A 14,922-nucleotide genomic window follows, 5' to 3' on the forward strand; every position below is an offset into this window, starting at 1 on the left:
TCTGACGGACTTCATTTTATCAGCGATTCCCTAGAAGCCTCCCCCGTGCGATACGGGGGAGGGGGACCATGCGCAGCATGGTGGAAGGGGCGCCATGAGCGACATAGGCTATCTACCGTCAGAGAGTCGAAATAGCCACAAGCGCCCCTATCGTCACGCCTATGGCGTGCCACTTCCCCCGCTTCGGCGGGGGAAGCTGATCGTTGCGTGCGGAGTTTTTCGCGCACGAAAAAAGCGGGCAGTGGTCAGCCGCCCGCTTTTTTCTTATCTATAACTGTAGTAGGATGATGGAAGATTACTTCGTAAGGTGCACGTCGGGAATCTCGACCTCGTGATGCGTGGCAGGATCGACGTTCGCATATACACCAGGTTTCGTCTCGTATGCTTTCAGATTGTCCTCGTTCGCCTCGAGCATATCCGAGACAAAGCGCTCCACTGCATCTGCAAAATAGACTGCCATTTGAGTTCCCCTTTCCGAATCTATGGACTGCGCCGCAGCGCTTATTGAATTGTAATAAATCTAGCACGATTTCGCGTGAAAGAAAAATACCTCTTTTTGATGAATAATAGGCAAAATCTATAAAATAATTTTATGTGCCTGTGATATTTGTACTGTTCATTGAGATGCATATATAGTAAACTAATGCATGGATAGTTTGAATAAATAACCTGCAAAGGGTTCGCTGTACACGTTGGGAGATGATTTCGGATGACGTTGGTTCAGATGCGGTATTTCTACGAGGTCTGTCAGTGGCAGAACATCACAAAGGCGGCGGAGCATCTCCACGTCTCCCAGCCGACGGTTACCGTCGCCATGCAGGCGCTCGAGGCAGAGACGGGGCTGAACCTCTTTCATCGTGAGGGACGCAAGATCACGGTTACAACCGACGGAGCCAAGCTCCTCGGCAAGGTTTCCTACATTCTCACGGAGGTCGCACGCCTCGACAATGAGATCCGCGACATGGCACACCGGCACGCGAAGGTGCGCTTGGCGATGCCTCTGCAGCTCGGGGTCGTATTCCTGCCGCACATCCTTGGCGACTTCCGCCGCGCACATCCAGAAATCGAGCTCGAGATCATCGAAACGGGCGGTGTCAGCGCTCTGCAGATGGTCGAGGAGGAAAAACTCGACTTTGCGCTGACGAACTACACGGTGGACTTCAGCGCGCGGCTCTCCTATGCAAAGCTCTTTGACTGCGAGTGCACCTTCGTCACGCGGCCGGATCATCCTTTGGCAAAGCGGCACTCCCTTAGCATCGTGGAGCTGCGCGACGAGCCTCTCGTCATGCTCGACAGCAGCTTCTTCGTGGATCGCCTCGTACAGGATGCCTATGGGCGTGCCGGCGAGAAGCCAAATGTCGTCCACTACTCGCCCTATCTGCACACGGTCAAGAATCTCGTGCACGCGGGCATCGGGTCGACCTTCCTCGCACGGCCGTCTGTGCTGCCCGCGGACAACTTCGTCCAGATCCCGCTGATCGACCCCATCTTTATCAACAGCGGTCTCGTTACGAAGAAGGGGCGCCAGACCTTCGAAGATGTCCGCCTCGTCATGAGCTATCTGCGCGGACTCGCAAAGGAACTGCTGGGCGGGAAGAAGAAAGAGGCGTAAAGCAGAGAACGGATGTGCAAGGCAGTCCGGCCATTCCCATAGGACGTTTCATTCGTGAACCTTGTATATGAAGGATAGAACAGAAAATTCATTTCAAGATACTCTTTCACATAAGACACCACCCCTGCCCCTGCAACATTTCGTGTGCAAAGGCGGGGGCTTTGTGTTATAATGAAACGAATACTGTCTTTCAGCGAATCCTTTTATTATACGGCTATCATACATACAGGAGTGTGAAACTACTTGTTTGGAATATCTTCGATTCTCAAACGCTTCCTTGGCGACAACAATGACAAGGAGATCGCGCGCTATACGGCGATTGTCGAGCAGATCAATGCGCTCGAGCCCGCGATGGCAAACCTCACCGACGATAAACTCACAGGCTACACGCGCAAGTTCCGTGAACAGCTCGCAGAGGGCGTGACGATGGAGGAGATTCTGCCCGAGGCGTTTGCTGTCGTGCGTGAGACCTCACGCCGCGTGCTCGGCATGCGCCACTTCGACGTGCAGATGATCGGCGGAATATGCCTCCACGAGGGACGAATCGCGGAGATGCGTACGGGCGAGGGCAAGACCCTTGTCGCGACGACAGCGGTCTACCTCAACGCGCTTGAGGGCAAGGGCGTTCACGTCGTCACGGTCAACGACTACCTCGCACGCCGCGACAGCGAGTGGATGGGAAAGCTCTACCGCTACCTCGGTCTGTCCGTGGGACTGATTGCGCACAACATGGATTTCCCCGAGCGCAAAGCGGCATACGCGGCGGACGTGACGTTCGGCACGAACAACGAGTTCGGCTTTGACTACCTGCGCGACAACATGGTGCTCTCTGAGAGCCAGATGGTGCAGCGTCCGCTGCATTATGCGATCGTCGACGAGGTGGACTCCATCCTCATCGATGAGGCGCGCACGCCGCTCATCATCTCAGGGCCGGGCACGAAGTCCACGGACAACTACCGCATCATGGCGGAGGCGGTGCGCCATCTGAAGGAGGGTGAGGACTACACGGTCGACGAGAAGCAGAAGACCGTTGCGCCTGCAGACAGTGCCGTGCCGAAGATTGAGAAGCTCGTCGGTATCACAAACCTCTACGCGCCCGAAAACATCGAGATGTCGCACTGCTTCACGGCAGCACTGCGCGCGAAGGCGCTGATGCACCGCGACCGCGACTACGTTGTGCGTGACGATGAGATCATCATTGTCGATGAGTTCACGGGGCGTCTCATGGAGGGCCGTCGGTACTCGGACGGTCTGCATCAGGCGATCGAGGCGAAGGAGGGCGTCAAGATTCAGCGTGAATCGCAGACGCTCGCGAGCATCACGTTCCAGAACTATTTCCGCATGTATGACAAGCTTGCGGGCATGACGGGCACGGCAAAGACCGAGGAAAACGAGTTCCTCAAGATCTACAACCTCCCCGTCATCGTTATCCCGACGAACAAACCCATTCAGCGCATCGACGAGCCGGATGTCATCTACAAGACGAAGGCGGCGAAGTACCGCGCCGTCGGTCGTGCGGTCAAGGAGATCCACGAGACGGGACAGCCCGTCCTCATAGGCACGACCTCGATCACGCAGTCCGAGGAGATGTCGAATGTCCTCAAGAAAAACGGCATACCGCACGTCGTGCTGAATGCGAAGTTCCACGAGAAGGAAGCAGAAATCGTTGCAAACGCGGGGCAGAAGGGCGCTGTGACCATCGCTACCAATATGGCGGGCCGCGGCACGGATATCAAGCTCGGCGAGGGCGTCGAGGATCTTGGCGGACTCTACATCGTCGGTACGGAGCGGCACGAGTCGCGGCGCATCGACAACCAGCTGCGCGGCCGTTCGGGGCGTCAGGGCGACCCCGGTGCATCGAAGTTCTTCCTCTCGCTCGAGGACGACCTCATGCGCCTCTTTGCCTCCGACCGCATCGCGGGCATCATGGACCGCCTCGGCATGGAGGAGGACGAGCCGATCGAGCACGCGATCATCACGCGATCGATCGAGCACGCGCAGAAGAAGGTCGAGGCGCGCAACTTCGACATCCGCAAGCACGTCCTCGAGTATGACGACGTGATGAATCAGCAGCGCGAGGTCATCTACGGTGAGCGCAGGAAGATTCTCAAGGGCGAGAACCTGCGTGAGAACATCCTCGCGATGGTGAAGCACATTATCAAGGACGAGATGTCCCAGTACGCGAACGAGAAACTCTATCCCGAGGAGTGGCAGCTGGATGCGCTCATCGAGGATGCGGAGAAGGTGTATGCGCCGCAGGGGCGCCTCAAGAAGGAAGAGCTCGAAAAGCTTGCGCGCGATGAGATCCAGGAGGAACTGGAGAAGGTCGCCGAAGAGGGCTACCGTGCGCGTGAGCTGATGTTCGGCGAGGAGAATATGCGCGAGCTCGAGAAGGTTGTCATGCTCCGCGTCGTAGATCAGAAGTGGATGGATCATCTCGATCATATGGATATGCTGCGCGAGGGCATTAACCTGCGTGCGTATGGACAGCGCAATCCGCTTGTCGAGTACAAGATTGAGGCACTCACGATGTTCGAGGAGATGGAGGCATCCATCATGGACCAGATTGCCTCCCTCATGTACCATGTCAGCATCGTGACGCCGCAGATGGCGCAGCCCGCACCGACCACAGCGGCGGATGGGAAATCTCTGCCCGCACCCGTGGTGGACGAGGGTGCACAGCGTCGTGCGGAGCAGCTGCTCGCACGCGAGCGCTCGAAGCTCGAGGATCACCTCATGAACGCGCGTGCCTCGCACGGCGATGAGTCCGTTCCCGCCGAGGCAAAGGCGACGAAGAACGAGGACGGCACGAAGATCGGGCGCAATGATCCGTGTCCCTGCGGCAGCGGCAAGAAGTATAAGAACTGCCACGGGAAGGATAAGTAGGGATAGGGACTCTTTGGGCGCTATAGGTTTTCTATCGTAAGCAATGCGTATGGGCAAGGAGCGCCCCTATCGCCTCGCGTTGCTCGGCACTTCCCCCGTTGCGAACGGGGGAAGCTGACCTGTCGCATCCCAAAAGCCTCCCCCGTCGGTACGGGGGAGGTGGCGAACGGAGTGAGCCGGTGGGGGCGCTTTGGGCGAGCGATGGTTTCTGTCGTGCAAGAGCTGCATGAGGTACGAGCGCCCCTATCGCCTCGCATTGCTCGGCACTTCTCCCGCTGCGGCGGGGGAAGCTGATATATTGTAATTTACATTTTAAGGAATAAACTATGCTGGAAGATCTGAAACCGATACTGAATGATCTGGGCGAAAAGCTCGATCAGATGCGCATCTCTCTGGAGATCCCCGCGAAGGAGGAGAAGATCGCCGAGCTCGAGTACAAGATGAGTGAGCCGTCCTTCTGGGACGATGCGGCGGCGGCGCAGAAGCTGAATCAGGAACTCGCGGCGCTCAAAGGGGGCGTCGATACCTATCGCGACCTGATGGCAAAGTACGAGGACGCTGAGACGCTCTACGAGATGGGCATTGAGGAGAGTGACCCCTCGATGGAGGGCGATATCCGTGCAGAGCTGACACTTATCGCGGACGGGCTCGAAACCCTCCAACTCGAGGTGCTGCTCTCGGGTGAATACGATGCGAACGATGCTATCCTCACGCTCCACGCGGGCGCGGGCGGCACGGAGGCGCAGGACTGGACGCAGATGCTCCTGCGTATGTACGGACGCTGGGCGGAGCGGCACGGCTTTACCGTTGACACCGCCGATCTGCAGCCGGGTGAAGAGGCGGGCGTGAAGTCTGCGACGCTCTTTATCAAGGGGCACAACGCCTATGGCTTTCTCAAGTCCGAGAAGGGCGTGCACCGCCTTGTGCGTATCTCGCCGTTTGACTCACAGGCGCGGCGGCACACGTCGTTCTCCGCGTGCGATGTCATGCCGGAAATTGATGATGCTGTGGAAGTTCCCATCAACATGGACGATGTGCGCGTCGACTATTTCCGCGCGAGCGGTGCGGGCGGACAGCACATCAACAAGACCTCGTCCGCCGTGCGCATGACGCATGAGCCGACGGGCATCGTTGTGCAGTGCCAGAATGAGCGCTCACAGCTGCAGAACAAGGAGCAGTGTCTCAAGATGCTCCGTGCGAAGCTGTTTGAGCTGGAGCAGGAGAAGAAGGAAGAGGAGATCGCGAAACTCGAGGGCGTACAGCAGAAGATCGAGTGGGGCAGCCAGATCCGCTCCTATGTGTTCCAGCCGTACACGATGGTGAAGGATGTGCGCACGAACGCCGAGACGGGCAACGTGCAGGCGGTCATGGACGGGGATATCGATCCCTTTATCCGCGCGTATCTCAACGCCAAGGCAAATCACGAGATTTAAGGAGTATACCTTATGCAGAAAATATCTGCCGTTATCCTTCTCCTTGTTCTGGCAGTCTTTGCAGGCATCTTTGCGCTCCCGCATGCGGTCACGACGATGATCTCGGACAGCTTGCGCGAGCGCACGGGTGCAGAGGATGTGCAGATCTCAATCATCGACAGTCCGCGTCTCATATTCGGCGAGATCGGTGCGATCGACGGCGTTCTTCGCCAGGGGCGTATCGGTAAAATGTTCGTGCGTGAGTTGACCGTTACGGGCACAAACCTCCGCTTCGATATGGGCGCGCTCCTCTCCGAGCGCAAGGTTTTCCTCACCGAGGCGGAGAGTGTTCAGATGAATGGCGTGGTGGATGCGGATGCGATCCGCGAGCTCATCACGAATGAGGCGGATAAATTCAGCGATGTTGCCGTCACCGTGAACCCCGGCAGCATCCTTACGACGGCGAAGACGCGTGCACTTGGGCAGACCTTCGAGGTGACACTTGAGGGGGGCTTCACCATTATCAACGGCGATCTTTACTACAAGGCCACGCACATCGCCGCCCGCGGCATGGGCCTGAATGTGCTCAGTCTCAATGGGCTCTTCCCCGATGTACTCGTTGCACGCGCTGACGCCCTTCCGTTCGGACTCGCATTTGAAACGGTCGAGGCAAAGGACGGCGTTGTGATCCTCACGGCGGGGAAATAAGGAATCATCTATGAAGAAATTTCACTATCATCCGATCCTCCTCATGGCGATCCTCATCGGATTCATCGCGAGCCTCATCATCGGCATGGAGCGTCATGAGATCGAGGAGCGGGCGCGTACGGTAGAGCTTGCCATCGACTACGAGGGCCTCTTGGAGCTCGCCGCGCGCGAGGGCCTGCCCGCCGAGGAGGTGCTCGCACGCGCGAAGGAGGCGGGCATTACCTCGCTTGCCGTCTACGAGACGACGTTCAAAAAGTTCAACGAGAACGGCAAGGCAAACGCCGTCAAGGGCGCGGATATCCTTGCCGCCTATCATACGGGGACGCTGACCGATTCGCGTTGGCGTACGCTCGTCGAGGAAGGCAAGATCGTCGGCACGGAGATCTACGTCGTTTCGCATGACCCCGTGGCCTATGCCGAGCTGAAGGAAGATCTCTTCCGCCGGTTCGGGGCGGCACGTGTCGCCGTATATACGGTCGGTACGGATGAGGTCATCGCGGTCAAGGATCACTACGAGGCGTTCGAGAAGCGCAACATCGGGCTGCCGTCCGATGAGATGCGTGCCGTCAACGCGGCGGGCTTCGACGTGATCGCACGCCCCTCGAACTATGCCGCCTGCACGCCAAAGGATGTGCACGCTGTCTTTGCACGCATGGACGGCATTGCTGTCTCTGCCATTGTGTTCTCGGGACAGGAGACCCTCGGCGCGCCGAAGGCACTCCAGACGACGATCGACGAGATGAACGCACGTCGTCTGCCTCTTGGCCTCATTGAGGGCGTAACACAGCTCCAGTTCTATCGTCAGCAGGGCATGGACGAGATTGCGGAGGGTGTCGGGTACGACCACGTCGCACGCCTCTACTCCATCCCGAAGGATGAGCTGAAAAAGCTCAAGATCGCGGCCGCCGTCGAGCGTTGGGTGACGACGGACGAGGAGCGCAACATCCGCATCAATCTCCTGCGCATCTACGAGGAGCCGGCGCCGAATATGACTCTCCTCGAGACGAATATGAAGTACTTCGCTGACACGCGCGCGGCGCTCGAGGCAAAGGGCTTCAAGATCGGCAAGGCGGGGATGTTTGCCTCGTATGAGCCGTCGCGTATCCTGCGAGCGCTCGTCATCATGGGCGTTGCAGCTGCGGGGGTGCTCTACCTCTCGCTCGTCATTCCTGCGCTGAATCGTCGCCGCAGAGCGGTGCTCCTCTTCTTTGCTGTGGCAGCACTCATCTCTGTCATGCCGATTCTGATCGGCGCGGGGAGCAAAATCAGGATTGCCGCGGCACTCCTGAGCGCGAACCTCTTTCCGACGCTTGCTGTCGTCGCACTGCTCGACCTCCTGCGCGGGCGGCGCTTTCAGAAGGACGCGCCCACCTGGCGCATCCTCGTTGCGGGCCTGATTCTTCTCGGCATTACGAGCGCATTGTCGCTCATTGGAGCATCCTATCTCTCAGGGGCGCTTACGGATACGCGTTATCTCCTGGAGTTCGACATCTTCCGCGGGATCAAGCTGACCTTTGTGCTGCCGATGATCCTTGTCGGCTTGGCCTTTCTGCAGCGGTTTGATATCTTTGACGGGCAGTTCGATGCCTCGGCAGGTGTCCTTGGACAGCTGCGCGAGATCATGGCGACGCCCGTGCGCGTCGGATCGCTCCTCGGCGGACTCGTTCTCATCGGGGCGCTCGTTGTCCTCGTCCTGCGCAGCGGACACACCTCGGGGATGCCCGTGCCAGGCATCGAGCTGAAGATGCGTGCGGCGCTCGAGCAGCTTTTCTACGCGCGCCCGCGCACGAAGGAGTTCATGATCGGACATCCCGCGTTCCTGCTTGCTCTCTATGGTGCGGCGCAGCGCTGGAAGACATGGATCATCTTTGGCCTCGTACTCGCGGCGACCATCGGACAGGGGTCGATGGTCGAGACCTTTGCGCACATGCGCACGCCGATTGAGATGTCGCTTGTGCGCGGCATCGGCGGCGTTTTCCTCGGCGGTGCCATCGGCACTGTGCTCGTGGCACTGGTGGCCGCGTGGAATCACCTGCTGGAGCGCGTGCGGAAAGCGGTATAGTATCGCCTCCTTGCAGGGGCAGAAGGGGCGCTTTGTGCAATAAAGGAAGATTGTCATAGGAATGGGAAACGGAACGGAGGGTATTTCACCCGATGAAGCGGATCGTTGTATCGGGGTACTACGGAGCGAAAAATGCGGGCGATGAAGCCATGCTCGCGGCGATGCTCGAGGTGCTCGGCGATTTAGACCCGGAACTTCATATCACCGTCATCACTGCCGATCCTGAGGACACCGAGCGGCGCCATGGGGTGCACGCCGTCGGTTCCTTTGATGTGCGCGGGATTCTCAGCGCCATGCGCCGAGCCGATCTCCTCATCAGCGGCGGCGGCAGCCTCCTCCAGAATGTCACGAGTCGGCGCAGTCTTTACTACTACATGGGGATCATCCTGCTCGCCCTCCTTCTCGACAAGCGTGTCATGCTCTATGCACAGGGGATTGGCCCTGTCACGGGACATCTGCCCTGCGCCTGTATGCGGTGGCTCGGAAATCGTGTCTCCCTGATTACGGTGCGTGACGAAGGCTCGATGGCGGAACTGCGTCGCCTCGGGATCACGCGTCCGCCCATGGAGTGTACAGCAGACCCTGTGCTTGGAATCCATCCTGTCGGACGCGAGGCAGGGCGCGCCATTCTCGCGCGCTGCGGTGCAGATGGGGCAAAGCCTGTCATCGGCATCTCCGTACGTGACTGGCAGGGGTGGCAGCATTACAAGGAAATCCTTGCCGAGATCAGTGATGCCATTGTCCGCGAGCTGGACGCGCGTGTCATCTTTCTCCCCATGCAGTATCCTGAGGATGTGCGGACAGCAAAGACCGTTGCTGCGTGGACACAGGAGGAATGCGTTGTCCTCGACGATGAGTACAGTACGAGCGAGCTTCTCTCCCTCGTTGCGAATATGGATCTCATGATCGGCGTGCGCCTCCATGCGCTTATCTTCGCGGGGGTCATGGGCGTTCCCATGATCGGCATTTCCTACGACCCGAAGGTTGACCGCTTTCTCCGCTCCATCGGCGAGAAGCCAGTCAACGACCTGCAGGACATTACCACGGCAAGCGTGATGAAGGAGGTGCGGCGCAAATGGGCAGCGCGCCGCGAATTCACAGCAGGCAGTGCCAATCTTCTCGCGCGGATGCGCATTCTTGCCGCGCGCAATGCCGAGCTCGCGATGGGGCTGGTGCGGAAGGAAATGTAATTTTATGTTACATTTTCTGCTTGTCAATCAATAGAATCGTTGCTATAATGAAAACAGAAAGAACGCCCTAGACGGCATCTTTCCAAAATCGCTAAGTTATAATCTATAACCGCTCATTTGTGGGAATGGGCGGTTACTTTTTTGTTATCGCGAGAATGTAGCCTGTGGCAACGATCAAAAAAAGAATCGCTCCAATCTCAGACATATCCGCTCACCCCCTTTCGGGGGAAAGACACCGCCGCAGAAGTTCTTCTGCCCTAGGACGTTTCATCTGTATTATACCCTGTGATGCAAAAAAATACAAACACATTTTCCGTAAAAAAGCCGTCTCCATGTAAGGAGGCGGCTTTTTCGCTCGTTCACTCACTCCTCAATCGTTACCTGCGTGCCGACGGAGATTTGCTTCTTGAGCGCGAGGAGGTCGCTGTTGTGCATGCGGATGCAGCCCTCGGACGCGCGTGTCCCGATGCTCGCGGGATCGTGTGTGCCGTGGATGCCGATGCCGTCCCACGCGCCGCCCGAGAGGTTCGATGTGTCGAGACTGATGAAGTAGGGGCCGTAGGCACCTTCGATCTCGCCCTTGCCGTCGCCGAAGTCGTGCGTCCAGTAGGAGGCATCGAGCACCTCATTGATCGGGAAGGTGCCGTCCGGTGTCTTCATATCGCCGCTCACGCGCTTCTGTCCGGCGTTCTTGCCGAGGGCGACCGGCCATGAGTTCACGACATTCCCGTCCTCGAGGAGATACAGGCGGAACTCACTCTTTTTGATGAGGATATTTGTGCCTGTGGATGCCTTTGCGGCGGGCTTGGATGCAGTCTCCGCGACGGGTTCGGCAGTTGTTTTATTTTCGGCAGATGCGGGTGCTGCCTGTTCCTGTGCACCTGTCTTGACGGATGCGGGTGCGGCAGCGGGCGCAGACTTCTCGTCCTCTGCGCCGAGATAGCTATACGCGCCAGCACCGAGCGCAAGTGTGAGGATCACGCAGAGCAGCGCAAAGAGCCGTGTGTAGCTGCGGCGTTTGCGGCGTACGCGCAGGGAGCTCAGATCATTTTGAGGCATCGCTCACGCCCTCTTTCTCAGATCTTTTTGCAGAAGTCGGCAGAGACCCAGCCATCGGAGCCGTTGGCCCGGCGTACATAGTACCAGCCGTCTCTGCTCCCGATGAGGGAGAGGTACTCGTGGTTGTCAAAATAGCCCAGGATTGCATCGTTTGTGCTCGGGCCTTCGCGCATCCGCACCTCCGTGCCGTGAATCTGACCATGCGTGTCCGGGGGGAGGAGGAACATCTCATGCCGCAGACTGTCGACGACAACGCGGGGCTCCGGGGATGGCGGCGCCACAGGAGCGGATGTCGGCGCCGGTGCGGAGGCCTGGGTCTGAGATGGCGTGAGAGCAGAGGTCTGCGCCTGCGTTTGGGATGGTGCGCCCGTCTGCGCATCGCTCTGAGCAGACGGCTGCGCCGCATCCTGGGTCGTCGTTTGCTGCGGCGGATTCTTGGCATCGCCGTTCCAATCATCCATCAGCTTACTGATGGGATTGGAGCAGCCTGCGGTGCAGAGGAGGAGGGCGATGAGCCCGATGGGGAGGATGGGGCGCATGGGAACATCTCCTTTCATTCTACAGAGAAGCTTCTTTACGATAGTATAACATAGTCGGAATTGTTTGCATAGTTCGCGGATAAGAAAAGAGCAGCTTCACTGCGGGGCGGTGTGAAACTGCTCTGTAATCCTGCGGCTATGCTTTCAGCGTTCGCATCAATGCTTCTTTATTCTCAATCGGCGTTGTGGTTGGCCGCCCAAGATCCGAGCGGGAGCCGATGGCGGTTCGTACCTCGAGGAAGGTGAGGGCGTTGGCGGTTTTCAGCTCTGTAAGAGCGCGTGTGAGTTCCTCGGCTGTCTCCGCCGCCTTGATCACATGATAGCCAAGGCTGACGGCGATGGAGGGGAAGAGCACCGTATTTGCTGCTGTCGGTGCCCCGCCGACGCTCTCATGCGCCTCGTTGTTGAGGAGGATGTGCGTGAGATTCGGCGGAGCGGCGGCACCAATGGTCGCCATCGCACCCATGTGCATGAGCGCGGCACCATCGCCGTCGAGGACAATCACGCGGTGATTTGGCCGATGGAGGGCAATGCCAAGCGCGAGCGCAGAGGCGTGTCCCATCGAGCCGACCGTGAGGAAGTCATGGGCATGATCCTCGCCGCGTTTCTCACGCAGCTCGAAGAGTTCGCGTCCCGTCTTGCCCGTTGTCGCAACAATCACGGCATCACCCGCCGCATCTAGGATCGCAGCAATCGCATCCTCGCGGCGCAGGGCGTAGGCATTCGCGTATTTTCGTTTCGGATAGTCCAGTGCCCCGTCACGTACGAGGATGGCGCACTGACCGCCTTCTTCCAGATGAGGCCGAATCTGTTCCATCCATGCCGCGACCTCTGCAGGCGTGGCATCACGCGTGAGCACCATCGTCTTGACGCCCATCGTCTCGAGCAGCGGCAGACTGAGCTGCCCCTGTACGAGATGCTGCGGCTCGTCGTGGAGATCCGGCTCGCCGCGCCAGCCGATGACGAAGATGCAGGGGATGCCGTAGACCTCCCGATGCAGCAGCGAGAGCAGGGGGTTGACGATGTTGCCGAGGCCGCTGTTCTGCAGATAGACGAGCGGCACCTTGCCCGTTGCGATATGATAGCCCGCCGCAAGTGCCGCCGCGCTGCCCTCATTCACGGCGATCATATGCGTGTGATGGTTCGCTCCGTACGTGTCCATTAGATAGTCGACGAGCGGACGCAGCTTTGAGTCCGGCACACCTGTGAAAAACTCCGTGCCGAGTACGGAGGTGAGTTCACTTACGTTCATAAATGCTCCTTACTTCTCCACAAATCACTGCGGCCGTGGTGCGTGCATCTGCGGCCAGAACTCTCCATTATTCCCAATGCCTGCTAGGAACTCCCGCACACGTGGATAGAAGAATGCACGCAGCTCAGGGCTGTCTGTCTCGTATCCTGCAATCCCTTCGTAGTCCCGCGGATAGATCGCAGAGACCGAGCGCGCGAGATCGACCGTTCCGTTCGCGAGGACGGGCGTGCCCGTCTCGAGATGGAAGGTATGCGTCTTTGCACGTGCACGCAGACAGTAACTCTTGGTCGGATAGAGCGAGTTGCTGAATGCGATCTCGCGCCCCGCACCGCCAAAGAGTTTTGGAAGGACACCGTCAACATCGTCACCGATGGGGAAGCCGCAGAGATGAGCGAGCGTCGGATAGAAGTCCACCGCACTCGTCAGCTCCTCTGAGACGACCCCCTCCGGCACTCCTGCACCTCTCATCATCCACGCAGCATGCGTCAGATCGGGACTGACGATGTAGTGATGCTCACTGAAGACGGGTACGCCGTGGTCAGAGTAGAGACTGACGAGATACTCATCGGGTGCATAGTGCTCCTCCAGATAGGTATAGAGTGTCCCCAGTGCGCGATCGAGATCCCGGATGCCCTGACGGCAGGCCTCCATACTGAGGTCTGTGCGGCGCATATAGGGGCTCGGCTCACTGCCCACAGCACCCGAGAGCCGTTCTGCGAGCGGCAGACGTGCCTGTACGCTCGACGTAATCTGAAAGAGCGGATAAGGCCACGGATGCACATCTGCCGTATGGAGGAAGATGAAGTGATCCGTGTCACCCAGCCCCTCAAGATGGCGGATCGTCCGCTCGACGCCCTCATAGGCGTGCAGGCGGTAGCCCGTGATAATGAGGCGCTCATAGCCGCGCGTCACTTCGTTGTAGACCCCGACACCGTCTCCCATGAGATTAGATGTCGTATAGCCGAGATCGCGCATACGCTCCGCGAGCGTCACGAACTCTCTGCGCAGCGGAACGGTGATCTTGTCGTTGAAGATTCCGTTGTGATGCGGGTACATCCCTGTTTCAATCGTCGGGAGTGAGGGATAGGTGTACTCGGACACGGAGAAATGTTGATCAAAGATGGTGCCGCGCGCGAAGAAGCGTGCCGTGTTCGGCATCCATTCGGCAAAGTTGCCACGAACGACCGCCCATGGGAGCGCATCGGCGAGGATATTCAGCACGAGCGGTCGACGCGTAGGACTGTGTTGAGCCGTGATCGGTGTGCCGACAATGAAATTGTGATCCGAGGAGAGTGCCGTCGACTCACTGAGACGGAAGAAGTTCGGCGTTGCGATTGTGAGCGGTGTCTCCTTGTCGATGTGCGGCGTTTTCACCCGCAGCTGTTGGAAATCGGCCGTTCCGAGCAGCGGCAGGACGACGGACTGCCCCGGGGAGAGATTGAGCTCTGCTCTGCCCGGGGCACGCCTGCCGCGGATGAGGTCAAAGATGAAATCTCCGCCCACATAGTAGGCCACGTCCGCCGCGTTGTGGATCTGGGCGAGCAGCCAAGCCTTATTTCCCTGCTGCTCCTGCTCCGTATAGACGCCGACATAGTAGGGCGGGAGATCCGAGGTCAGCTGGGGCAGAAACTCGCCCATGAAGGATGTGCACGCAGTGGTCAGACCATGCTCCGCGTCATAGGTCATACGGGATATGGCGAACGGTGCATAGCTGGGCTTGCCGCTCGCGACGGAGAGACGATCAAGAACCTCCTCGGTGAACACCTCCGGCGGGACATCCTCTGCCGCGAGCGGACGATTCAGCAGTTTTGCCGTATATGCATCGAGGAGGAGCGCATCCTCCCAGCGTCCGAGTGAACGATAGGCACGTGCGAGTATCTGCCACGCACTGCAGTCGATGCGGCGGGCGAGGAAGGCTCGCTCACCGCAGAGTACGGCCCCCTCTGCGTCACCGTTCGCAAGCAGATACTCTGCAGCAAAGATATCCGCGTGCGCCGGATCGCCGTTTGCCTCCCGATAGGCGGCGAGCTGTGCGAGGAAGAGATCGTCGTAGGCATTGCGCTCCGCGCGTGTCAGCAGATCGTAAAAGAGGGCAGAGGCCTGCTCGTTGTTCTGCCAAAATATGCTGAAATCATTCGTCATCTATATCTCCTTCGGCAGGGGGAACATCTCTCCATTGTTGCTGATTCCCTTTAGGAATTC

The 14,922-nt window shown here is 58.7% G+C and carries 11 protein-coding genes; 6 read left to right on the top strand and 5 right to left on the bottom strand.

The genetic code is table 11. The features are described 5' to 3' along the window. Positions 1-295: 295 nt before the first annotated feature. Entirely contained in the window at positions 296-460 is a 165-nt protein-coding gene (locus tag HMPREF1992_RS11605) for a hypothetical protein (protein ID WP_021684401.1), read from the bottom strand. A gap of 249 nt (positions 461-709) precedes the next feature. Between HMPREF1992_RS11605 and HMPREF1992_RS03245 the strand changes: the two genes are divergently transcribed. The 6 genes from HMPREF1992_RS03245 (at position 710) to csaB (ending at position 9,870) form a co-directional block, all read left to right on the top strand. Next, the gene (locus HMPREF1992_RS03245; protein ID WP_021684403.1) at positions 710-1,612 is read left to right on the top strand and encodes a LysR family transcriptional regulator; all 903 of its coding nucleotides are present in this window, start codon (positions 710-712) and stop codon (positions 1,610-1,612) included. Between the two features lie 243 nt (positions 1,613-1,855). Further along, positions 1,856-4,498 carry a preprotein translocase subunit SecA gene (gene secA / locus HMPREF1992_RS03250; protein ID WP_021684404.1) on the top strand — a complete coding sequence of 881 codons (2,643 nt, stop codon included), beginning with the start codon at positions 1,856-1,858 and terminating at the stop codon, positions 4,496-4,498. 326 nt (positions 4,499-4,824) lie between these two features. Then, positions 4,825-5,931 (top strand): peptide chain release factor 2, encoded by a 1,107-nt coding sequence (gene prfB, locus HMPREF1992_RS03255; protein WP_021684405.1) that lies wholly within the window; start codon positions 4,825-4,827, stop codon positions 5,929-5,931. A gap of 12 nt (positions 5,932-5,943) precedes the next feature. Continuing rightward, entirely contained in the window at positions 5,944-6,618 is a 675-nt protein-coding gene (locus HMPREF1992_RS03260) for an LmeA family phospholipid-binding protein (protein WP_021684406.1), read from the top strand. 10 nt (positions 6,619-6,628) lie between these two features. After that, on the top strand, positions 6,629-8,680 hold the full coding sequence (locus tag HMPREF1992_RS03265; protein WP_021684407.1) for a DUF5693 family protein: 2,052 nt from the start codon (positions 6,629-6,631) through the stop codon (positions 8,678-8,680). Between the two features lie 92 nt (positions 8,681-8,772). After that, entirely contained in the window at positions 8,773-9,870 is a 1,098-nt protein-coding gene (csaB, locus tag HMPREF1992_RS03270; RefSeq protein WP_021684408.1) for a polysaccharide pyruvyl transferase CsaB, read from the top strand. Between the two features lie 363 nt (positions 9,871-10,233). Here the strand turns inward: csaB and HMPREF1992_RS11740 are convergent, their stop codons facing one another. The 4 genes from HMPREF1992_RS11740 to HMPREF1992_RS03290 form a co-directional block, all read right to left on the bottom strand. After that, positions 10,234-10,929, bottom strand: coding sequence for a L,D-transpeptidase (locus HMPREF1992_RS11740; protein ID WP_021684410.1), 696 nt, complete (start codon positions 10,927-10,929; stop codon positions 10,234-10,236). Between the two features lie 17 nt (positions 10,930-10,946). Further along, positions 10,947-11,486 carry an SH3 domain-containing protein gene (locus tag HMPREF1992_RS03280; protein ID WP_021684411.1) on the bottom strand — a complete coding sequence of 180 codons (540 nt, stop codon included), beginning with the start codon at positions 11,484-11,486 and terminating at the stop codon, positions 10,947-10,949. 118 nt (positions 11,487-11,604) lie between these two features. Beyond that, entirely contained in the window at positions 11,605-12,720 is a 1,116-nt protein-coding gene (gene aepY, locus HMPREF1992_RS03285) for a phosphonopyruvate decarboxylase (protein ID WP_021684412.1), read from the bottom strand. A 24-nt stretch (positions 12,721-12,744) separates the two neighbouring features. Beyond that, positions 12,745-14,862 carry a sulfatase-like hydrolase/transferase gene (locus tag HMPREF1992_RS03290; RefSeq protein WP_021684413.1) on the bottom strand — a complete coding sequence of 706 codons (2,118 nt, stop codon included), beginning with the start codon at positions 14,860-14,862 and terminating at the stop codon, positions 12,745-12,747. Positions 14,863-14,922 lie beyond the last annotated feature (60 nt).

The sequence above is a fragment of the Selenomonas sp. oral taxon 892 str. F0426 genome, from assembly GCF_000468035.1.
Lineage (GTDB): Bacteria > Bacillota > Negativicutes > Selenomonadales > Selenomonadaceae > Centipeda.

Bases quoted from the DNA above. Each gene is read 5' to 3' on its own strand.
- HMPREF1992_RS03260 (WP_021684406.1), top strand. From the start codon at position 5,944: ATGCAGAAAATATCTGCCGTTATCCTTCTCCTTGTTCTGGCAGTCTTT.
- HMPREF1992_RS03290 (WP_021684413.1), bottom strand. From the start codon at position 14,862: ATGACGAATGATTTCAGCATATTTTGGCAGAACAACGAGCAGGCCTCT.
- HMPREF1992_RS11605 (WP_021684401.1), bottom strand. From the start codon at position 460: ATGGCAGTCTATTTTGCAGATGCAGTGGAGCGCTTTGTCTCGGATATG.
- HMPREF1992_RS11740 (WP_021684410.1), bottom strand. From the start codon at position 10,929: ATGCCTCAAAATGATCTGAGCTCCCTGCGCGTACGCCGCAAACGCCGC.
- HMPREF1992_RS03245 (WP_021684403.1), top strand. From the start codon at position 710: ATGACGTTGGTTCAGATGCGGTATTTCTACGAGGTCTGTCAGTGGCAG.
- prfB (WP_021684405.1), top strand. From the start codon at position 4,825: ATGCTGGAAGATCTGAAACCGATACTGAATGATCTGGGCGAAAAGCTC.
- HMPREF1992_RS03280 (WP_021684411.1), bottom strand. From the start codon at position 11,486: ATGAAAGGAGATGTTCCCATGCGCCCCATCCTCCCCATCGGGCTCATC.
- csaB (WP_021684408.1), top strand. From the start codon at position 8,773: ATGAAGCGGATCGTTGTATCGGGGTACTACGGAGCGAAAAATGCGGGC.
- HMPREF1992_RS03265 (WP_021684407.1), top strand. From the start codon at position 6,629: ATGAAGAAATTTCACTATCATCCGATCCTCCTCATGGCGATCCTCATC.
- aepY (WP_021684412.1), bottom strand. From the start codon at position 12,720: ATGAACGTAAGTGAACTCACCTCCGTACTCGGCACGGAGTTTTTCACA.